The sequence below is a fragment of the Aeribacillus composti genome (assembly GCF_007827555.1).
In the GTDB taxonomy this organism is placed as follows: domain Bacteria; phylum Bacillota; class Bacilli; order Bacillales; family Aeribacillaceae; genus Aeribacillus; species Aeribacillus composti.
Window position 1 is genome coordinate 49,134 of sequence record NZ_VISS01000008.1, and the last position, 19,623, is coordinate 68,756.

Annotated in this window: 22 protein-coding genes and 1 pseudogene; 22 read left to right on the forward strand and 1 reads right to left on the reverse strand. The window is 38.0% G+C overall.

Annotated elements, in window-relative coordinates; all coding sequences use genetic code 11:
- The first annotated feature begins 62 nt into the window (after positions 1–62).
- From hpaI to FB379_RS06020, 15 genes are all read left to right on the forward strand, one after another.
- Positions 63–980, forward strand: coding sequence for a 2,4-dihydroxyhept-2-ene-1,7-dioic acid aldolase (gene hpaI, locus FB379_RS05950; RefSeq protein WP_130156668.1), 918 nt, complete (start codon positions 63–65; stop codon positions 978–980).
- 49 nt (positions 981–1,029) lie between these two features.
- The gene (locus FB379_RS05955) at positions 1,030–1,821 is read left to right on the forward strand and encodes a fumarylacetoacetate hydrolase family protein (RefSeq protein WP_144597415.1); all 792 of its coding nucleotides are present in this window, start codon (positions 1,030–1,032) and stop codon (positions 1,819–1,821) included.
- Entirely contained in the window at positions 1,818–2,552 is a 735-nt protein-coding gene (locus FB379_RS05960) for a fumarylacetoacetate hydrolase family protein (RefSeq protein ID WP_144597417.1), read from the forward strand. Before FB379_RS05955 ends, FB379_RS05960 begins: the two co-directional genes overlap by 4 nt.
- Positions 2,553–2,608: 56 nt before the next feature.
- Entirely contained in the window at positions 2,609–2,995 is a 387-nt protein-coding gene (locus FB379_RS05965) for a 5-carboxymethyl-2-hydroxymuconate Delta-isomerase (RefSeq protein WP_063388848.1), read from the forward strand.
- Between the two features lie 22 nt (positions 2,996–3,017).
- Positions 3,018–4,532 carry a 5-carboxymethyl-2-hydroxymuconate semialdehyde dehydrogenase gene (gene hpaE / locus FB379_RS05970; RefSeq protein WP_144597419.1) on the forward strand — a complete coding sequence of 505 codons (1,515 nt, stop codon included), beginning with the start codon at positions 3,018–3,020 and terminating at the stop codon, positions 4,530–4,532.
- 56 nt (positions 4,533–4,588) lie between these two features.
- Positions 4,589–5,245 carry a GntR family transcriptional regulator gene (locus FB379_RS05975; RefSeq protein ID WP_063388846.1) on the forward strand — a complete coding sequence of 219 codons (657 nt, stop codon included), beginning with the start codon at positions 4,589–4,591 and terminating at the stop codon, positions 5,243–5,245.
- Positions 5,246–5,426: 181 nt separating this feature from the next.
- The gene (locus tag FB379_RS05980) at positions 5,427–6,878 is read left to right on the forward strand and encodes an aldehyde dehydrogenase family protein (protein WP_144597421.1); all 1,452 of its coding nucleotides are present in this window, start codon (positions 5,427–5,429) and stop codon (positions 6,876–6,878) included.
- Between the two features lie 27 nt (positions 6,879–6,905).
- Positions 6,906–8,060: an iron-containing alcohol dehydrogenase gene (locus FB379_RS05985; RefSeq protein WP_144597423.1), complete on the forward strand. Its 1,155-nt coding sequence runs from the start codon at positions 6,906–6,908 to the stop codon at positions 8,058–8,060.
- Between the two features lie 311 nt (positions 8,061–8,371).
- The gene (locus FB379_RS05990) at positions 8,372–9,559 is read left to right on the forward strand and encodes an ABC transporter substrate-binding protein (RefSeq protein ID WP_066252139.1); all 1,188 of its coding nucleotides are present in this window, start codon (positions 8,372–8,374) and stop codon (positions 9,557–9,559) included.
- A gap of 76 nt (positions 9,560–9,635) precedes the next feature.
- Positions 9,636–10,517: a branched-chain amino acid ABC transporter permease gene (locus FB379_RS05995; RefSeq protein ID WP_063388844.1), complete on the forward strand. Its 882-nt coding sequence runs from the start codon at positions 9,636–9,638 to the stop codon at positions 10,515–10,517.
- Between the two features lie 13 nt (positions 10,518–10,530).
- A complete protein-coding gene (locus FB379_RS06000; RefSeq protein WP_144597425.1) occupies positions 10,531–11,583 on the forward strand; it encodes a branched-chain amino acid ABC transporter permease in 1,053 nt (350 codons plus the stop codon).
- Positions 11,576–12,352: an ABC transporter ATP-binding protein gene (locus tag FB379_RS06005; protein WP_144597427.1), complete on the forward strand. Its 777-nt coding sequence runs from the start codon at positions 11,576–11,578 to the stop codon at positions 12,350–12,352. The genes FB379_RS06000 and FB379_RS06005 overlap by 8 nt, the downstream gene beginning before the upstream one ends.
- Entirely contained in the window at positions 12,352–13,089 is a 738-nt protein-coding gene (locus FB379_RS06010; protein ID WP_066252126.1) for an ABC transporter ATP-binding protein, read from the forward strand. Before FB379_RS06005 ends, FB379_RS06010 begins: the two co-directional genes overlap by 1 nt.
- A 102-nt stretch (positions 13,090–13,191) precedes the next feature.
- Positions 13,192–14,526 (forward strand): aromatic ring-hydroxylating oxygenase subunit alpha, encoded by a 1,335-nt coding sequence (locus FB379_RS06015; protein ID WP_144597429.1) that lies wholly within the window; start codon positions 13,192–13,194, stop codon positions 14,524–14,526.
- Positions 14,519–15,019, forward strand: a complete 501-nt coding sequence (locus tag FB379_RS06020; protein WP_144597431.1) for a 3-phenylpropionate/cinnamic acid dioxygenase subunit beta — start codon at positions 14,519–14,521, stop codon at positions 15,017–15,019. The genes FB379_RS06015 and FB379_RS06020 overlap by 8 nt, the downstream gene beginning before the upstream one ends.
- 379 nt (positions 15,020–15,398) lie before the next feature.
- On the opposite strand, the gene FB379_RS06025 is transcribed toward FB379_RS06020, so the two are convergent.
- Positions 15,399–16,034, reverse strand: a complete 636-nt coding sequence (locus tag FB379_RS06025) for a hypothetical protein (protein WP_144597433.1) — start codon at positions 16,032–16,034, stop codon at positions 15,399–15,401.
- A 221-nt stretch (positions 16,035–16,255) separates the two neighbouring features.
- Between FB379_RS06025 and FB379_RS06030 the strand changes: the two genes are divergently transcribed.
- The 7 genes and pseudogenes from FB379_RS06030 (at position 16,256) to FB379_RS06060 (ending at position 19,556) form a co-directional block, all read left to right on the forward strand.
- Positions 16,256–16,735, forward strand: a complete 480-nt coding sequence (locus FB379_RS06030; RefSeq protein ID WP_144597435.1) for a V4R domain-containing protein — start codon at positions 16,256–16,258, stop codon at positions 16,733–16,735.
- A gap of 61 nt (positions 16,736–16,796) precedes the next feature.
- Positions 16,797–17,276: a hypothetical protein gene (locus FB379_RS06035; protein WP_144597436.1), complete on the forward strand. Its 480-nt coding sequence runs from the start codon at positions 16,797–16,799 to the stop codon at positions 17,274–17,276.
- A 44-nt stretch (positions 17,277–17,320) separates the two neighbouring features.
- Complete coding sequence (locus tag FB379_RS06040) at positions 17,321–17,503, forward strand: hypothetical protein (RefSeq protein ID WP_144597438.1); 183 nt, start codon at positions 17,321–17,323, stop codon at positions 17,501–17,503.
- Between the two features lie 147 nt (positions 17,504–17,650).
- Complete coding sequence (locus tag FB379_RS06045) at positions 17,651–17,854, forward strand: hypothetical protein (protein WP_144597440.1); 204 nt, start codon at positions 17,651–17,653, stop codon at positions 17,852–17,854.
- Positions 17,855–17,907: 53 nt separating this feature from the next.
- Positions 17,908–18,063: pseudogene (locus tag FB379_RS19190) on the forward strand (helix-turn-helix domain-containing protein); the annotation flags it as partial.
- 352 nt (positions 18,064–18,415) lie between these two features.
- Positions 18,416–18,583 carry an aspartyl-phosphate phosphatase Spo0E family protein gene (locus FB379_RS06055; protein ID WP_082829641.1) on the forward strand — a complete coding sequence of 56 codons (168 nt, stop codon included), beginning with the start codon at positions 18,416–18,418 and terminating at the stop codon, positions 18,581–18,583.
- A gap of 256 nt (positions 18,584–18,839) precedes the next feature.
- Positions 18,840–19,556 carry a 5-formyltetrahydrofolate cyclo-ligase gene (locus FB379_RS06060; protein ID WP_144597442.1) on the forward strand — a complete coding sequence of 239 codons (717 nt, stop codon included), beginning with the start codon at positions 18,840–18,842 and terminating at the stop codon, positions 19,554–19,556.
- The last annotated feature ends 67 nt before the right edge of the window (positions 19,557–19,623 follow it).

The window sequence follows — 19,623 nt, forward strand, 5'->3', positions numbered from 1 at the left end:
ATAAATTAATGAGATTTGAAATATTCAGATAATAATCATTTTGTTCAGGAGGTTGCTTATATATGTCTTATAACGAAATAAAGCAAAGATTAAGAGGATCGATTGCTCCTGTTGTTACTCCATTTGATGCGGAAGGCAATATTGATTTTGAAACGATGAAAAATTTAATCAACTGGCAAATTGAAAGCGGCAGCCATGGGATTTCAGTGACAGGAACTTCTGGCGAACCCAGTTCATTAACAACGGAGGAACGCAAGCAGGTAATGGAGCTGGCGAAAAAAACAGTGAATGGCCGAGTCCCGTTTGTTCCGGCAACAGGATCGACTAATCATGATGAAACACTTGAACTAACGAAATTTGCACAAGAAATTGGCGCAGATGCTGCGATGGTCATTGTTCCGTATTATAATAGGCCGTCCCAGCATGCGTTGTATAAGCATTTTAAAGCAGTAGCTGATTCTGTAGATATTCCGATCATTATCTACAACATCCCAGGGAGAACAGCTGTAAATTTAGAGGTCAAAACAATGGCTCGTTTAGTGGAGGATTGCCCGAACATTATCGGTGCAAAAGAATCCAATAAAGATTTTGAGCATGTGAATCGGGTGCTGCTTCATTGCGGAAGAGATTTTTTACTATTTTCAGGAATCGAGCTTTTATGCTATCCAATGCTAGCAATCGGGGGAGCAGGTTCTATTAGTGCAACGGCTAATGTGGAACCGGCAAAAGTTGCGGAATTGCATGATGCTTGGTTTGAAGGCGATATAAAGAGAGCTCAGGACCTCCATTTCGAGTTAATGGAATTAAACGATATTTTATTTGCCGAGACAAATCCGGGACCTGTAAAGGCGGCGCTTGGAATGATGGGAAAAATCACGCCGAAATTAAGATTGCCTCTTGATTTGCCTGCGGAGGAGCTTCAAGAAAGAATTCGGCAAACGCTGCAAAAATATGGTCTTTTAGAGAAAGTAAAAAATTAAGGCAAGCTAAAAAGGGCTGATGTATTGCGCCTGCTAAGGAGTGAATTGGATGGGCAATGCAGTAGTGAAAATTTTTGGAATGCCAAATATAACGGAAGCCGAAGTGGATCCAGAAAACAATTCAATTTTTTTAAATGGAACTCAATATCACGTCAATCAGCTTTCTTGGGAGCCTCCGGTTTCAGGTACGATTTACGGTGTCCTTTTGAATTATCAAGGCGCCTTTCATCGATATCGTGAGCAAATGGCACATTCACCATATAACGAACCACCGAAAGCGCCAATTTTATATATAAAACCGATTAACACATTAAGTGGCTACAGGAGCCCCATACCATTGCCTGAGGATGCAGACGAATTAGAAGTAGGGGCAGCACTCGGCGTGGTCATTGGGCGTACTGCCACTAAAGTAAAGGAAGAAGAAGCCTTTCAATATGTTGCTGGATATACAGTTGTGAATGATGTAGCAATTCCGCACGAAAACATTTATCGTCCGGCGATTAGGGAGCGGGCAAGAGATGGATTTAATCCGGTTGGTCCGTGGATCATCAAAAAGGAATCGATAGTTGATCCTGATTCATTGGACATTCGCGTTTTTGTCAATGGAAAGCTTGCACAAAAAAATAACACGAAAAATTTCATCCGGCCAGTTGCTCGGCTGCTGGCTGATATAACAGAATTTATGACGCTTTATCCAGGAGATGTGCTGCTGACAGGTGTTCCTGAGCAAGCGCCTTTAGTAAAGGCAGGAGACCATGTTCGCATTGAAATTGAAGGTGTAGGCAGTCTAGAAAATACAATTGTTCATGAAGCGGATTATGTGAAGGGGGCTGTGCGATGAAACGAGCTAGAGTTGCTATGAACGGCACTATTTATGAAGCAATTGAAGATAACGGCTTCCTTCAACTGAACGATCAGCATAAAGTGACAGAAAAGGACGTAGTCTGGCTTCCGCCTGTAAGCCCGCGGACTGTTTTTGCATTAGGTTTGAATTATGCAGATCATGCTAAAGAGCTGTCATTTCATGCACCAACTGAACCGCTTGTGTTTCTAAAGGGACCGAATACGATTGTTGGGCATCGATCTGAAACGAAACGTCCTCCTGATGTAGATTTTATGCACTATGAATGTGAACTGGCAGTGGTAATCGGAAAAATGGCGCGTAATGTCAAGGCTAGTGAAGCGTATGAATACGTCTTAGGATATACGGTTGCAAATGACTACGCTGTCAGGGATTATTTAGAGAACTATTACCGGCCGAATTTGCGCGTGAAAAATCGCGATGCATTTACCCCGATAGGCCCTTGGCTTGTCGATAAAGAAGATATACCAGATCCGATGAACTTGGTCCTTCGGACTTACGTTAATGGAGCGTTAGTGCAGGAAGGAAACACAAAAGATATGATTTTTACAATCCCTATGTTAATCGAGTATTTAACTAGCTTTATGACCTTAAATTACGGGGACATAATTCTCACAGGAACACCTAAAGGAGCGGTCAATGTTAATGTTGGCGATGAAGTGATTACAGAAATAGAAGGGATTGGACGTTTAATTAATCGAATTATATGAAGCTGTCATTCAGAATCTTTTCTCCGTCACCAACACTTTAAAGGAGAGCTGACGTTATGCCGCATTTTATTTTAGAATATACCGACAATATCAAAAAAGAGGCAAAAATTCCAGAGCTGCTGAAAAAAGTTAATGATGTGCTAATTTCCAAAAGCGATATATTTCCAATTGGAGGCGTGAGATCTAGAGCCATTGAATTGAAAGATTATTGTGTTGCTGACGGCTCTGAGGATGATGCCTTTGTCCACGGTACGCTAAAGATTGGCGCTGGGCGTACTGAAGAGGATAAAAAAGCAGTTTGTGATGAGATCTTTGCCGTGATGAAAGATCATTTTTCTATCCTTTTCAAAAGGAGATATCTTGCATTGTCTTTAGAACTATATGAATTTAGTGAATTTGGAACGTACAAATATAATAACATTCATCAGCGCTACAAAAATTAATTGCATACTTGGAGGAATCGAAATGACCACATATAAAGTTGGGAAAGTTCTTCATTATATCAATGGCAAGTTTGTAGAGGGAGTTGCAAGGAAAAGCTTTGAGAATATTAATCCCTTTAATAATGAAGTAATCAATGAGGTAGCGGAAGGATTTGCAGAAGATATTGACTTAGCAGTAAAAGCTGCCAAAAAAGCTTTTGCTGACGGCCCTTGGGGAACAATGTCGGTAGATGAAAGAATGAAGTATATTTTACGAATTGCTGCATTAATTGAAGAAAATGCGGGAGAAATTGCTTATTTGGAATCTCTAGATACAGGATTGCCAATCAGTCAAACGAAAAAGCAAGCATCCCGTGCAGCTGAAAACTTTCGATTTTATGCACAAATGGTTAAAAGCCGCATGGTAGGAGAAGCGTATAAAGTAGACGGAGATTTTATTAATTATACTATTTACAAGCCAATTGGGGTGGCAGGTTTAATTACTCCATGGAACACTCCGTTCATGCTGGAAACATGGAAAGTGGCTCCGGCGTTGGCAACAGGTAATACGGTTGTCTTAAAACCTGCTGAATGGTCGCCGCTGACTGCTAACAAGCTGGCTGAAATTATTCATGAAGCGGGACTGCCAGAGGGAGTTTTTAATATCGTTCACGGCTTTGGGGAAACAGCTGGCGCGTCCCTCGTGAGACATTCTGATGTCCGGCTTATTTCCTTTACGGGCGAGACGACAACAGGTGCCGAAATAATAAAAAATAGCGCAGATACGTTGAAAAAAACCTCTATGGAGCTAGGAGGAAAATCTCCTGCAATTATCTTTGCCGATGCTGATTTGGAAAAAGCCTTGGATGCTGTCGTTTGGGGAGTATTTTCTCTTAACGGGGAGCGCTGTACAGCCAATTCGCGGTTGTTTTTGGAAAAATCGATTTATGATTCCTTTGTTGAACGGCTGAAAGAGCGTGTGCAAAATATCTCGGTAGGGGATCCATTGGATTCTTCGACAGAACTAGGGCCGCTAATTCACAAAAAACATTGGGAAACCGTTTTAAATTACATTGAAATAGCCAAAAAAGAAGGGGCAGAAGTGTTTTCAGGAAACGTTCCGCAATCATTGAAAAATGGCAACTTTGTTCCACCGACACTTCTTCTGAATTGCCATAACGGTATGAAAGTTGCTCAAGAGGAAATATTCGGACCTGTCATGGCAGTTATACCATTTGAGACTGAAGAAGAAGTCATAAAAATGGCTAATGATGTAAAATATGGGCTGGCTGCTTATGTATGGACGAACAATTTGAAGCGCGGACACCGAATTGTCCAATCGATTGAAAGCGGAATGGCTTGGGTAAACTCACAAAACGTCAGGGATTTAAGAATCCCGTTTGGCGGAACGAAATATAGCGGTATTGGCCGAGAGGGCGGACATTATAGTTTTGATTTTTATACAGAGGTTCAAGTAATTCATGTGGCGATTGGAGATCATCACATTCCTCAGTTTGGTAAATCAAAAAAAGCCGAAACGATTTCGGCTCAGCAATAATAGAAAGCTAACTCGTTTTGCTTGTTAGTATATATTCTTTAATATATGATATAAGTATGGAACAGAAGGTAAAAAATAAAACACAAATTGCATATGATTATATTCTTTCACGAATTGAAAATGGTGCTTACGGGCCTGGATATCGAATAGTAATCGATCAAATTGCAAAAGAGCTGAATTTAAGCAGCATCCCTGTCAGAGAAGCGATCCGCCAATTGGAAGCAGAAGGCTTAATTCAATATAAGCCGTATAGCGGAGCAGTTGTAAGCAATATCAACGAAAAAGAGTATTTGCAAACCATTTCGGTTTTGGCGGTGCTAGAAGGCTACGCGACTGTTTTAAGTTCTAATATTATAAAGGAGGAGACGATCAAAAAATTAGAAGAATTAAACGAAAAGATGAAACAGTCGCTGCAAGATTTTGAATTAGAGCAATTCAGTGAATTAAATTATCAGTTCCACACCTTAATATATGAAAACTGCGGCAATAACTTTTTAGAGGAACAGATTAAGCAAATTTGGCAGAGGATGAAGCGGATACGGACTTATGGCTTCACACTCGTTCCGAAGCGCTCTAAAGAGTCCATTAAAGAGCACGAAGAAATTATTCGATTGCTTCGAGAAAAGGCTCCGCCCAACCAAATTGAGGAATTTGTCCGCCAACACAAATTAAATACAGCAGAAGCATTCAGAAATCGGCAAAAATTTTCATAATAAAACAATTTCGAACAAATTCAACTGATCGTACTCCGTACTCAGTTGAATTTGTTCAGGTAAAATAAATATTTATGCAGCCAATATCGTATATAATTTTATATATAGTATTAAAATAAGTATTTTGTGAAAGCGATTTCTAAAATATTTTGAGAAAATGAAATATTAAGGGGGAGAAGCTATGGTAAAAAAGTATCAACTTTTTATTGATGGGAAATGGGTAGACGCTATTTCTGGAAAGACTTTTGAATCAGTTAATCCCGGATCTGGTGAGGTACACGCTATCGTTGCGGAGGCAGGTGCAGATGATGTCAATCGGGCGGTTAGAGCTGCTAGAAAGGCATTTGAATCAGGTCCTTGGACAAAAATGACCCCCAGTGACCGAGGTAGGTTATTGTATAAGGCTGCGCAAAAAATGTGGGAAAAAGCCGATTTTCTTGCTGAAGTGGAATCACAGGACAATGGATTGCCAATAAGTGATACCAAGTCTATTGCAATACCAGCAACGATCGATGTTTTAGAATTTTATGCAGGTTTGGCAAATAAAGTTCAAGGTGAAACACTAGCATCACCTAACAACCGTTTCAATTATACTCTAAGAGAACCATTAGGTGTTATTGGAGCTATAGTACCTTGGAATTTTCCGCTTATGCTTACTATGTGGAAATTGGCTCCTGCTCTTGCAGCTGGAAATACAATTGTGATTAAGCCGGCTGAACAGACACCGGTGAGTATCTTAGAGTTAGTAAAACTATTTCAAGAAGTCGGAATTCCAGATGGAGTAATTAATGTTGTAACAGGTTTTGGAGAAACTGCAGGCCAAGCCTTGGCTTCTCATCCAGATGTAGACAAGATTGCATTTACAGGGTCCACAAAAACAGGTCAACTAATTATGCAAGCAGCCAGCAAAAATTTAAAACCAGTTTCACTTGAGTTGGGTGGAAAATCCCCGAATATTGTGTTTGATGATGCTAGTCTTGAAAAAGCTGTAAATATGTCTGCTTTTGGAATTTACTTTGCCCAAGGACAAGTATGTGCGGCTGGGTCTCGTTTATTTGTACAGGAGTCAATTTACGAAAAATTCATGGATCTATTCATAAAAAAAGCTAATTCTATTCGTGTAGGAAATCCGCTTGATCAGAGTACGGAAATGGGGCCACAAATTTCAGAAGAACATTTAAAAAAAATAGAACATTATGTTGCTGTTGGATTGGATGAAGGGGCTCGACTGACAATAGGTGGGAAAAGATTAAATAAAGAGGCAAATGGATACTATTTTACTCCAACAGTGTTTGAAAACGTTACAAATGACATGACGATTGCACGTGAGGAAATATTCGGCCCTGTTGTATCAGTCATTAAGTTTAAAGATGAAGAAGATGCATTAATTAAAGCAAATGATACCATTTATGGACTAGCTGCTGGTATTTGGACCAATAATTTAAAACGTGCCCACAGAATGGCTCGCGGTCTTAAAGCAGGAACTGTATGGGTTAATACTTACAGTTTATTAGATAGTGCAGCACCTTTTGGCGGAACAAAACAAAGTGGGTTTGGTCGTGAATTAGGTGTTCAAGCGATGGAAATGTATACGCAAACTAAGCATGTTTGGATTGATTTGAATGAAAATTAAAAATAAATGAATGGAGAGGTGTAGAAGATGAATTTTGAATTTAATATTCCTAGTCAAGTAATCTTTGGTAAGGGTGCCGCTTCAAAGCTTCAGGACGTCCTAGCAGAGTTTCATGTAAAAAGAGTAATGTGTATATATGATCAAGGTGTACAAAAAGCAGGAATTGTTGAAAAAGTATTGTCAAAGATTAAGAAAACTAATGTTGATATTATTGAGTTTAATCAAGTTCTTCCAAATCCTCCTGATACTATTTTAGAAAAAGGAGCTCTTCTAGCCAAAAACGAACAAATTGACGCATTGATCGCAATAGGTGGTGGTAGTTCAATTGATGCAGCTAAAGCAATCAATATACTTATTTCTAACCCTGGTCCAATCGCTAAGTATGAAGGAGTGAATAAAGTTGAACGTCCAACAAAACCTTTAATAGCAATTCCTACTACTGCAGGTACGGGTAGTGAAGTTACTGGGGTAACCGTTATAACTGATACAAAAAGAAAAAAGAAAATGGTAATTGCTGGACGAAATTGTGGTGCAGATGTTGCGCTAGTAGATCCTGAACTTACAATAGCATTGCCACCCAATATTACTGCATCAACAGGTATGGATGCTTTAACTCACGGAATTGAAGCATATGTATCAAAGTTTCATTCTATTCCAACAGATATCAACGCTTTAAAAGCAATTGAACTTATTTATAGCAATCTGGAAAAGGCATTTAATAATGGGAAAAACATCGAAGCACGGACAAACATGTTACTCGGAAGCATGCTTGCTGGATTTGCATTTAACTCTGCATTATTAGGTTTAGTTCATGCAATAGCTCACCCGTTAAGTGTCTATTGTGGATTACCTCATGGGGTAGCAAATGCTTGTACTTTGCCATATGTCATGGATTTTAATGCGAAAGATGAAAATGTACAAAAGAGATTTAAGAATGTCGCAAAGGCAATGGGTTTGCCTGTTGAAGATTTATCGGACTTTAAAGCAACTAAACAAGCTATTGAGGCTGTGAGAAATTTGTCTGAAAAAGTTCAAATACCGTCTCTAAGTAAATTAGGAGTTAAACGAGAGCAGTTTGACATTTTAGCTGATGCTACTTTAAATGAGGAATTAAGCATATTAGCGAATCCAAGAGAAGTAACTAAACAAGATATATTAAAAATTTTAGAAGTTGCTTATTAAAAAAATAAGGCGAATGAATAAATAAAAGATATTTTTAAAAATGTTTATATATTTAAAAATCGATTGATATCAAACTGATTCCAAAATATTTTTAATTCCGTTATAAAAAAACGAATAAAAGCTAGCAAAAAAACAAATAGAAGTAATTTTCGGAATATTTGAAACCATATCTTAAATCATATATAATATTATTGATGATTTGTTGGTCGAAGGAAAGGGGTGGTCCTCTGATTTCACTAATATGAAAGCGTTGTCACTAAGAAAGATAAAGCTTTTAAGGAATTTTGCCAAAAATAAAGGAGGGGGTTACGTTGAAAAAATTTGTTTCGTTGATCATTTTGATGTTATTTCTCTCTATGCTGGCAGCATGCGGAAATTCTGAAAGCGCCGGTGGAAAAAATAATGATTCCGGTGGTTCCGATGTCATTAAAATTGGTGCTATTTATTCAGCTTCGGGCGGCGGTGCTCCTCTAGGAAAATCACAGATGGAAACGGTAAAAATGCTGGTGGAGCAAGTAAATGAAAACGATGGAATAGATGGAAAGAAAATAGAGCTGATTGCCTATGATGATAAGTCCGATCAAAATGAAGCCGTGCTGTCTATGAAAAAATTAATTGAGCAGGATAAAGTATTGGCTGTTGTTGGGGGTACGCTAAGCGGAAATGCTTTAGCAATGGTGCCGCTTGCGGAAAAGTCAAAAACTCCATTCATTGCATCAGCTACAAGTAAACAAATTGTAAAACCTGATGATAATTCTTCACGGGACTGGATCTTCAAAACGACACAAAGTGATGATGTAGTAATTCCTAAAATTTTAGCCTATTTGAAAGAAAAAAATTTAACGAAAATTGCCTGGCTGAATGTTGCCAACCAATACGGCACAAGTGCTCATGAAGAATTTAATCGCCTGAAAGGTGAATACGGCATTGAAGCTGTTATTGAAGAGGAATTTGAAGCAACTGTTGATGATGCGAAAGCGATGCTGACTCGCGTAAAGAAATCAAATCCACAGGCAATTATCGTTTGGGGAACTGCTCAGGAGTCTTCAGTTATTACGAAAAATCTCCATCAATTAGGAATGAAACTTCCCATTATTGAAAGTCAGGGAATTGGTACTAAAGAGTTTATTGAGTTAACCGGAGAAGCAGCGGAAGGAGTTATTTTTCCTGCAGGGCGTTTAATTGTCGCTGAACAATTGCCGGATAATGATCCGCAAAAAGAAACACTTATTAAGTATAAAGAGGATTTTAAAGCAAAATTCAACTACGACGCAAATACGTTTGGAGGCCATACTTGGGACGCATTCTATTTATTAGTGAATGCAATTGAAAAAGCCGGAACTGACAAAGAAAAAATTAGAGAACAGCTCGAAAATACGAAAAATTTTGTTGGAATTTCCGGAATATTCAATTTTTCGAAAGATAATCATACTGGCCTTGATGAAAGCAGCTTAGTTATGGTTCAAATCAAAGACGGCAAATTTGTCATTGCAGAATAATGCTGTAAAGGGATCTTCAACGATTAAAAGTACGGGGAAGATCCCTAAAGACCAAAAATAGAAGGGAAGTGTGGGAATGGAACTGACCAGCCAATTTATTCAGTTAATTTTTTCTGGACTGACCATTGGAAGCATCTATGCACTGATTGCTATTGGATTTGTCATTATTTACAACATAACCGGCCTTTTAAATTTAGCACAAGGCGATTTTGCCATGCTGGGTGCACTTACTTGTATTTCGTTTGTCAATATGGGCTTTCCATTAATTATTGCAATAGCAGTAAGTGTTGTCATAGTCACGATTATCGGTGGTTTGTTCGAAAGGTTGGCAATTTATCCTGCAAGAAATTCATCAACCGCAACACTTCTTATTATTACGATAGGTGCAGCTTTTGTATTTCGGGGAATTAGCATTTTAATTTGGGGAACTCAGCCTTTGGCGCTGCGTCCTTTCTCTGGAAATCAGAATATCAATTTTTTGGATGCTACCATTCAGCCGCAAAGCTTATGGGCTATCGGCATTTCCTTATTAAGTTTAGCTGTCCTTTACTACTTTTTTAATAAAACCTACTTAGGAAAAGCGGTAACAGCTTGTGTTGTCAATCGTTTTGCAGCAAGGCTAATGGGAATCAGCCCCCAAAAAATGTCGTTTTGGGCAGTATCCATTAGTGCTGGTCTTGGAGCGCTCGCAGGAATAGTGATTGCCCCCATTTCGGGTGCTTCGTATGATATGGGAATCATGATTGGCTTAAAAGCATTTATTGCTGCAGTAATTGGAGGGTTGTCAAATGCACCTGCTGCTATTGCCGGAGCATTTTTAATCGGAATATTAGAATCTTTTACGGAAGGATATTTATCTTCAGGATATAAAGATGCCATTAGCTTCACTCTTCTTTTAATCGTATTATTCTTCATGCCAAATGGATTGTTCTCGAAAGTATCAGGAAAACGTGTTTAGAGGAGAGGAAAAAATGGATAACAATTTAACGAAAATATACAACAGGAGTTTGAAAGGTCCTCTTATCTTTTTTGTCGTTATTATGCTTCTTCCTTTTATTTTTCAATCAAATAATTATATTTTAAGTACTTTCATTATGATCGGTTTTTACTCATTGGTTACGACTGGACTGACGCTATTAATCGGATATGCAGGGCAAATTTCCCTCGGGCATGCAGCTTTTTACGGTATTGGTGCCTATACCTCTGCATATTTTACGGCTACATTGCAGATGCCTTCCTGGATAGGAATTTTAGTTGGGGCGATTATTGCATCACTCGTTTCTTTAATCATTGGTATTCCAGTATTTAAACTAAAAGGGCATTATTTAGCCTTAGCCACTCTTGGATTTGGAGTGATCATATTTACATTTTTTAAAGAGTGGAAAACAATAACTGGAGGATTAAACGGGTTTTTTGGCATACCTCCTTTAAGCTTATTCGGCATTTCATTTTCAACAGATTTTCAATTTTACTTCTTAATTTGGATCTTTGTCTTTTTAGGAATTTTCTTTGCGCGCAATATTGTTCAATCAAGAGTCGGAAGAGCTTTAATGTCTATCCATGGCAGCGAAATTGCTTCGGAAGCAATTGGTATAAATATTAATAAATATAAATTGCAAATTTTTGTATTAAGCGCCGTTTATGCTTCAATTGCTGGAAGCTTATACGCACACTATGTCACCTTTATAAATCCTCAATTGTTTGAAATGATGACATCTATCTACTTTTTAATAATGGTTGTCATCGGTGGGATAGGGAATATTTGGGGCGGATTGATCGGAGCAGCGATATATGTATTTTTAGGAGAATTGTTGAAAGATATTGTACCGAAAATTATTCCCAATGCTAGCGGGGAATTCGAAATTGTATTTTTCGGCGTGCTGCTTGTAGTTATTTTAATATACATGCCAAATGGAATTTCAAAAGCGATCTTTCATTTTATCAAAAGAATCACTTCAAACTTTAAAAATAAACCAGTTTCAGCATTTTCAAAGAAGTCAACGGGAAGTGATATTCATGACTGAGGAAACATTATTAAAAGTCGAAAATCTTTCAAAATCATTCGGCGGTGTAAATGCCGTTGAAAATGTTTCGTTTGAAGTGAAAAAAGGGGAAATTGTTGCTGTAATAGGTCCAAATGGCGCCGGCAAAACAACCCTTTTTAATTTAGTGACAGGTGTCATCCCTGCAACAAGTGGAAAAATAACCTTTAAAGGCGTTTCCATCATCGGGAAAAGACCTTATCAAATTGCAAGTCTAGGGATGACAAGAACATTTCAAAATTTGCAAGTATTTAATAATATGACCGTCATCGAAAATGTGATGACAGGAAGCCATATAAGATTAAAAACTGGAATTTTAAGCTCAGGCCTGCGATTGCCGAACGTTTATAAAGAAGAAAAAGAGGTAATGCAAAAAGCATTGCAATGCCTTGAACAGGTCGGTATTGCTGATTTAGCTTTTGAACGAGCTGAAACATTGCCTTATGGAAATCAAAGATTATTAGAGATTGCCAGGGCAGTAGCTGCAGAGCCTTCATTTATTTTACTGGATGAACCGATGGCCGGGCTGAATCCGCAGGAATCCCGCAATCTAGTGAATGTACTGAAAAATATGAGAAAACAAGGGATGACATTTTTATTTGTTGAACATGATATGGAAACGGTGATGTCGATTGCAGATAAAATTGTAGTTCTTGACTATGGGAAAAAAATTGCGGAAGGAACGCCTGAAGAAATTTCAAGCAATCCTAAAGTTATTGCAGCCTATTTGGGAGAGGAGGAAGCAATCTAATGTTAGTAGTAGACAACCTTCATACGTACCACGGATATTTGCACGTTTTGAAAGGGATTCACTTTGAAATAAAACAAGGCGAAATCTTTGCGATGGTAGGGTCAAATGGCGCCGGGAAAAGCACCCTTCTTGGAACAATAGCAGGCATTTATAAACCGAGATCAGGAACCATTGTATTTGAAAATGAAGAAATTTCTTATGGTAAAGTAGAAAAGATCGTTGAAAAAGGCATTTGTCTTGTCCCGGAAAGAAGACAAATTTTTGATGATCTTTCTGTTAAGGATAATTTGCTGTTAGGATCTTATCACCGATATAAAAATGACAAAAAAAGTGTTATGGAGGATTTCGAGCAAGTTCTAGACTTTTTCCCTAAATTAAAAACAATGTTGGATCGACCGGGCGGATTGTTGAGCGGCGGCGAGCAGCAAATGGTTGCCATAGGCCGCGGGCTGATGGCGAAGCCAAAACTAATGATGCTGGATGAACCGTCTTTAGGATTGGCTCCGCTTATTGTCAAAGACATTATGAATATTTTAAAGCAAATGAAAAAAACATTTGGAACGACCATTTTGTTAATTGAACAAAACGTCAAAGCAGCTTTGCAAATTGCAGATCACGCTTGTGTATTGGATCGCGGAGAAATTGTCATTCAAGGAAAAGCGAGCGATTTGCTGGAAGATGAAAAAATAAAAGATACGTATTTAGGTATAAGCAAAAAAGAAAGACTAAAGCTTTAGTATAAACAACAGGTCTGTACTAACCTAACTTGCCCAAAAGCCGGGAGTTTGGCGGCATAGTATTCCGAATATTCCAATAACCAAAGGAGGAAGGGAACGGATATGAGAACGATAGATTGGAAGGAAGTTGAGAAAAATATAGAAAACGGCCGATTTCCTCAATGGTTAGTTACAGATCCGGAAATATACGAACTAGAAAAAGAAAGAATTTTCGGCAGAACATGGCAGTTTCTGGCGCACGAATCGGAATTAAAAGAACCAGGAAGCTTTGTTACGAGGATGATGGTCGATGACCCGATTATTTTAGTGAAAAATAAAAATGGAGAAATCAACGCATTTTTGAACTCTTGTTCTCATAGGGGTGTTCGTTTGTGTACAGAAGATTATGGAAATAAAAAAGCATTTTCATGCCCTTATCATGGCTGGACTTATAATTTAAACGGTGAACTGATCGGGGTTGTTGCAGGGAATAAAGTATTTGGGGAATCGATGGATAAAAGCGAGTGGGGACTGCGCCCAGTTCCTCGTGTTGAAAGCTATCAAGGAATGATTTTTGGAAATCTTGATCCTGACGCTATGTCTTTAGAAGATTATTTAGGCGAAATGAAATGGTATTTTGATATAATGCTTGGCCGGAGCGACGGAGGGATGGAAGTGAGGGGAGTCCCTCAACGATGGGTGGCAAAAGCAAATTGGAAAATGACAAGTGAAAATTTCGCGGCAGATCCTTACCATGTTCAAACGACTCATAGATCCGCCGTGGAATTGAAGCTTACACCGAGCGATCCTTTGTATGCATCATATGGACATCAAGTTGTTTTGTCAAACGGACATGGAATTAATGTAATTACATCTGCTACTGGAAGATCGAATAACATATACCAAGGTATGCCTGAATCGATGTGGTCGATGTTTGAGAAAAATTTAAATAAAGAACAATTGGACATTTTTTCTAGAGTTCAAAATTTTGTTGGCGGAGTTTTTCCAAATCTATCATTCTTAAGCTCTTGCAGCGGAACAGAAGGAACAAAGTATAATCATCTTCAATTTAGAGTATGGCGGCCGTTAGGGCCCGATCAAGTTGAAATTTGGATTTGGTATATGATTGATAAGGCGCTGCCGGAAGATTATAAGGAAAAATCGTACAAAGGCTTTATTGCAACGTTTGGCGCGGCAGGTACTCTTGAACAGGATGATACGGAAAATTGGGCTCGCATTGTTGAGGCCAGCCAAGGGTTAATGGCAAGAGATCGAAATCTCAGCTACAACAATATGCTCAACTACTTAATGGGATTAGATTACTTAGATCCGGATGAGAATTTTCCGGGACCGGGAAAAGCGTACCCAACTTGCTATACAGATCATATTGCAAGAAGTATGCATAAATACTGGCTGGAGCTGATTACGAAAGAGCCAGAGGTGAAATCTCATGAATAGTGATATTCAATATGAAATTTCTCAATTTTTATATTATGAGGCCTATTTGCTTGACCACCGAAAATATCGGGAATGGCTTGAATTGCTTGATGATGATATTCAATACACGATGCCCCTGCGGGTAACTGTTGATAACAAAATGGGAAGCAATTTGAATACTGAAATGACTTATTTTGCAGATTCGAAAAAGGACATAGAGATAAAGGTCGAAAGACTTTATACGAAATCAGCCTGGGTTGAAAACCCGCCTACAAGGCAGAGGCATTTTATAAGCAATGTGGTCGTTGAGCCTTGCTTTAGCTCTAATGATTATAAGGTTAGAAGTTATTTTCTATTTAAGCGTAGCCGAAGTTCAGAAGCAAAAACCGAGGAATTGTTCGGAGAAAGAGAAGATATTATTCGAAAAGTGAATGGAAAATGGAAAATAGCAAAACGAACTGTGTATCCAGATCAGTCCGTATTATCAGTCATGAATGTTAGTATGTTTTTATAAAAAACGTGTATGTGCCAATATATTTTTTTTGCCCATTTCCCGAATTATCAACATATTTAGGCTGTTTGCTGCTTGATTTCTGTGCAGAAGAAAATGATTGGAAAGGATTTATGAAGCTTCTATATTTTCTGTAAAGGCGGAAATAGCTTAAAGGAAATGATAGATTTGCTGATATTCCAATCGTTTAGTTTATGATTCGAAATGTTTAACGGCTTTTTTTGCTTTGATTACATTGGGCATAAATTTGACAGCTTGCCATGTTTAGATGCATAAAACGCGAGAGAGTTATATTAGCTCCCTCGCATCGGGCATTCATTCATGATGTACTAGACTTAAAAAATGAATGATCGTGTGTTCGTCTTCATGAAAGCTCATTTTATCATTTGCCTTCCAGCTGTTGTTTTATAACTTCCAGCGTCCAATATTTCGGCGGTTTTTCTGCTTCTAATTTTGCCAAGCATTCCCGGTGGATTTCGGCAACTCGTTCTGGTGTGATGATGGCAGCAGGATCCACTTCTACAATTTTTACTGTACTTTTATCTTCGTAAAGATGCTCTCCCTTAAGTCTCCCCGTTTCATCATACGGCCATAAAAATACTTGACGGCTTGAGTAATGATAAATTTTGTCCGGATCATCTACTTCAAATCCTAAATCAAGCAATCCTTGGCCTTTAATTAATTGGTGGAAAGTCAGTTCATCTGCAATTCCCCAATCAGCCACAGCTAGCAAGTCATCAGAATGCCAAAGTACTGATTTTGATGCAATATGATAGAAGTTGAGGACTCCTTCTTTTCCTTCAATAACAGCAGGCTCGCTTCCCCAAGTAACACGATAAACGGGGTGATCGACCATCATATCGGAAGAAACAATTTCATTGAACATGCCGGCGCCTTCCAGATGAACGTGTCGGCGGAAGTTTTCAAGAATCGCAATATGCAGTGGATTGGTTGTTTTAGCCAGCAATTCTTCAACGGGTTTCATGCAATTATAAATTTGTTCTTCAAATTTATTCATATTATTCTCCCCCTCTTTTTGTTAACGCTTACATTTTTAACAGAATCAATTCTGTTCATTACTGATATCTTATATAAAATTTCCTGAAAATTTATTAAATATTATGATAATTTTGATAAAAAATGCTAATAGTTTGTGGTGAGGGGGACGGAAATGGGGGAAGTTTTAGACTCCAACGAAATGATGAAATTTTTGCCTGAATCTGGGCAATCTTAAATACTTTGCGAAATCATTTAATTTCAGCTTTAGGTCTCGACAGAGCTAAAGGTTTTTTATTACGGTATGGCTGGGATTGCGGCAATAATTTTTCAAATCATTTAAGAAGGAAAGATGCTTATCATACGCTGACATTGAAAGAACTGTTTATCGCTGGTTCGCATATGCACGGCATAACGGCTGATTTAGGCATTTCAGTTAAAGAGCTGCATATCGACCCTGTAACAAAAGATTATTATTCAGAAGGCTATTGGAAGCATTCACAAGAAGCTGAACACCATATTGCCACCTTTGGATTATCTTCTGATCCAGTATGTTTTACACTAATAGGATTTGCAGGCGGATATGTGAGCAATCAGTTGGGTAGAAAAGTAATTTTTAAAGAAGTTGAGTGTGAAGGAAAGGGTGATCCGCATTGTCATTGGATTGCCAAACCGGTTTTAGGATTGGGGAGAAGAAATCGAAAAAGAGCTGCCTTATTATGAAGAGGAAAATTTAGGACAAGAGCTAGACAAAGCTTTTATAAGGATAGAAAGGCAGAAAGAAATGTTTAAGAAAGCTCTTATGATTATTGAAAAGTTGACAAATTCGCTATTAAATGGGTGTGGACTAAAGGGGATATTGAACACTTTAGCGGTTGAGATGAATTGTGCTCTTCTGCTGGAAAACTCTCACCGTCAGTTGATTGAAGCGAGCGATTCGCTTCGAAAAATTTATTTAAACAGCGCTGATTATGTGAGGGAGAAAGTGGAAACAGTAGATATAAAAGAAAAATGTAATACGAATCGGATAAAAGTTTCTTCAGCAAAAGGCTATACATTTGAAAAATTAATATCTCCTGTTTTTGTAAGAAACAATATTTTTGGTTATGTTTCACTAATTCGTGAATCAGAAGGCTTTTCGGAATTGGACTATATCGTCATTAAAAAGGCGGCATCCATTTGTGTTATGCAAATAATAAATGAAACTTCTGCGTTTGAAAACGAACAACGAATTAAAAAGAGAATTGCTGAACGCCGTTTTTAGGGGGGGAATTTTCAGAAGAGGAGCTTACTTACCGATTAAAATTAATGGGATACAATCTTAATCAACCGCAATATGTGTTTTTGTTTCATCTGGACAGCAGCCAAGAGTTTAATCGAAAAGAGCTTGAAGATTCGCTTAATCATTATAAAACTGCAGCAGCTGAAAGCTTAAATAAATTGATCAAGCAGCAAGGTTTAGCATGCATAATGACAACAAAAGTCAATTAGCTGATTGCTGTTATTCCTGAAGATTTTATCCGTCAATTTTCATCTGAAGTTTCATGCGGGCAATGGCTAATTGATCAGATTTTCTCCGAGATTAAACCTTTTGAAATGAAATTGGGGATCAGCAGTTTATGTCAGCAAGCATCAGATTTGAAAAAAGGATTAAAAGAAGCAGAAAAAACAATTAAGATTATGAAGTTTTCTAAAAGCAATGCGAAAGTCAAAGCATTTAAGGAGTTTTTAGCGGTTGCGGAGTTAATATGCTCTGAAAATTTACCGGAAATGGAAGCCTTTGCACATACAATGCTTCAAAAAATAAAAAACTACGATGACAAGCATGCTCAGATTTATTAGAAACGCTTTATTGGTATGTTGAAAATAACGGACATCTATATAAAACAACCGAAAGAATGCATGTTTCATTAGGGTCTGTTCGTTACCGACTGAAGAGGATGCAAGAAATTGGCGGGTTTGATTTATCGTCGAGCCAAGGCTTCTTTGATGTTCATGCTGCGGTCAATATTTATCTTTTCTTAGGGCTCATTGAAGTCAAAATGAAATAAAGCGCAAGTTTTATAATCATGACAATTTGTCCAATAAACTCTACTCCCTCTTGCACGCTCAGGCTGCTTCAGAGGATTTTCATCAGAAAATACAATCCATTCAGGAAATTTACAAAAATAATTATCCGATTTTTTAAGTGAACGCTATTTTAAAAATTTTACAATGGGTTTATTGTGCTAGGAACGTTTTTTTCTACACGGTGGAGAAAATAAACCCCAATACTTTTTAAATGGGGGAATTTACCCCCTTCTTCCGCAAATTTCTTCAATAAATTACAAATCTTTACATTATTCGTAAGAGTATGGTACTATTAATACTACTAAAACTCGTAAAAAATGGGGTTACTGAAAAATGAATAAAATGAATATTCTATCTATTAAAATAGAAAATGAACGAGCATATATGATTTCATTGGCTGAGAAATATGGATATACATCTGAGGTTGTGTTAAAAATCAGCCAGGAACTTGATAAGCTGATTCATCAATACCAAATCGAGCTCTTAAAAAAAACGAAGTGAACTTGGCAGTATTGATAAAATTATCTCCCATCTTGAATCAAAATGGTATCTACCTTTCAGCTTTCAAATTGGGCAATCGTAAGAATGGCAGCTCTTTTGATTTTCCGACACATATTTTAGATTCCCGGAGTATACCGCTGTTCTTGTTCTATGAGCCCCAAGATAGAATATGAAAACATCATCTTTTCGTTTGTCAATTGGCTCTGCTTTTTTATTTGTAAAGGTTAAATCACAGCGCAGGAAGAAGGTTTAGAAGATGGATAAACAGGCCGTCAGGGAAAAAATATGGACTCAGCTTGAAAAAGAGAAGCTTGGACGCTTTCCGTTTCCGCTGAAAAATAGAATTCCAAATTTCAAAGGAGCTGAACAAGCTGCAAAAATTGTTGCTTCGATGCCTGAATATAAATCGGCAAACGTCGTAAAGGTGAACCCTGATGCTCCGCAGCTTCCAATTCGGACGAAAGTGCTAATTGATGGAAAGACTCTTCTTATGCCAACTCCAAGATTAAAATCCGGTTTTATCATGGTGAAGCCTGAATGGGTGCCAAAAGGAGAAGAGAGAAAAGCCGCCAGCTTGAAACATATGAATACGTTCGGAAGGGAGATCTCTCTCGATCAGCTGCCAACTATTGATTTCATCGTGGTTGGATCGGTTGCAGTCCATAGGGACGGGCGCAGAATTGGAAAAGGCGAAGGATATGCTGATCGCGAATATGCCATTATTCGGGAGCTTGGGCAGCCTTCTGTTCCTGTCGTCACGACTGTTCATAGCATTCAGCTGGTAGAAGACGATTTTCCTATTGATCCGTATGATTTGACGGTTGATTGGATTGCTACAGAAAAAGAATTGATCAAAACGAACACTCCTTATTCAAAGCCGGAAGGAATCATTTGGGAACAAGTAAGTGAAGAAGAGAAAGAACAAATGCCTGTTTTAAAAGAAATTTGGGCAATGCTATACAAGCGTTCTTAACGATCATTCCCTTGCATTTACTTTATTTAGCATGACGTCATCCCATTCATTTAGAAGCAGGAAAACT

Coding starts and splice junctions, on each gene's coding strand:
- hpaI (WP_130156668.1), top strand. CDS start 63: ATGTCTTATAACGAAATAAAGCAAAGATTAAGAGGATCGATTGCTCCT.
- FB379_RS05955 (WP_144597415.1), top strand. CDS start 1,030: ATGGGCAATGCAGTAGTGAAAATTTTTGGAATGCCAAATATAACGGAA.
- FB379_RS05960 (WP_144597417.1), top strand. CDS start 1,818: ATGAAACGAGCTAGAGTTGCTATGAACGGCACTATTTATGAAGCAATT.
- FB379_RS05965 (WP_063388848.1), top strand. CDS start 2,609: ATGCCGCATTTTATTTTAGAATATACCGACAATATCAAAAAAGAGGCA.
- hpaE (WP_144597419.1), top strand. CDS start 3,018: ATGACCACATATAAAGTTGGGAAAGTTCTTCATTATATCAATGGCAAG.
- FB379_RS05975 (WP_063388846.1), top strand. CDS start 4,589: ATGGAACAGAAGGTAAAAAATAAAACACAAATTGCATATGATTATATT.
- FB379_RS05980 (WP_144597421.1), top strand. CDS start 5,427: ATGGTAAAAAAGTATCAACTTTTTATTGATGGGAAATGGGTAGACGCT.
- FB379_RS05985 (WP_144597423.1), top strand. CDS start 6,906: ATGAATTTTGAATTTAATATTCCTAGTCAAGTAATCTTTGGTAAGGGT.
- FB379_RS05995 (WP_063388844.1), top strand. CDS start 9,636: ATGGAACTGACCAGCCAATTTATTCAGTTAATTTTTTCTGGACTGACC.
- FB379_RS06000 (WP_144597425.1), top strand. CDS start 10,531: ATGGATAACAATTTAACGAAAATATACAACAGGAGTTTGAAAGGTCCT.
- FB379_RS06005 (WP_144597427.1), top strand. CDS start 11,576: ATGACTGAGGAAACATTATTAAAAGTCGAAAATCTTTCAAAATCATTC.
- FB379_RS06010 (WP_066252126.1), top strand. CDS start 12,352: ATGTTAGTAGTAGACAACCTTCATACGTACCACGGATATTTGCACGTT.
- FB379_RS06015 (WP_144597429.1), top strand. CDS start 13,192: ATGAGAACGATAGATTGGAAGGAAGTTGAGAAAAATATAGAAAACGGC.
- FB379_RS06020 (WP_144597431.1), top strand. CDS start 14,519: ATGAATAGTGATATTCAATATGAAATTTCTCAATTTTTATATTATGAG.
- FB379_RS06025 (WP_144597433.1), bottom strand. CDS start 16,034: ATGAATAAATTTGAAGAACAAATTTATAATTGCATGAAACCCGTTGAA.
- FB379_RS06035 (WP_144597436.1), top strand. CDS start 16,797: ATGTTTAAGAAAGCTCTTATGATTATTGAAAAGTTGACAAATTCGCTA.
- FB379_RS06040 (WP_144597438.1), top strand. CDS start 17,321: ATGGGATACAATCTTAATCAACCGCAATATGTGTTTTTGTTTCATCTG.
- FB379_RS06055 (WP_082829641.1), top strand. CDS start 18,416: ATGAATAAAATGAATATTCTATCTATTAAAATAGAAAATGAACGAGCA.
- FB379_RS06060 (WP_144597442.1), top strand. CDS start 18,840: ATGGATAAACAGGCCGTCAGGGAAAAAATATGGACTCAGCTTGAAAAA.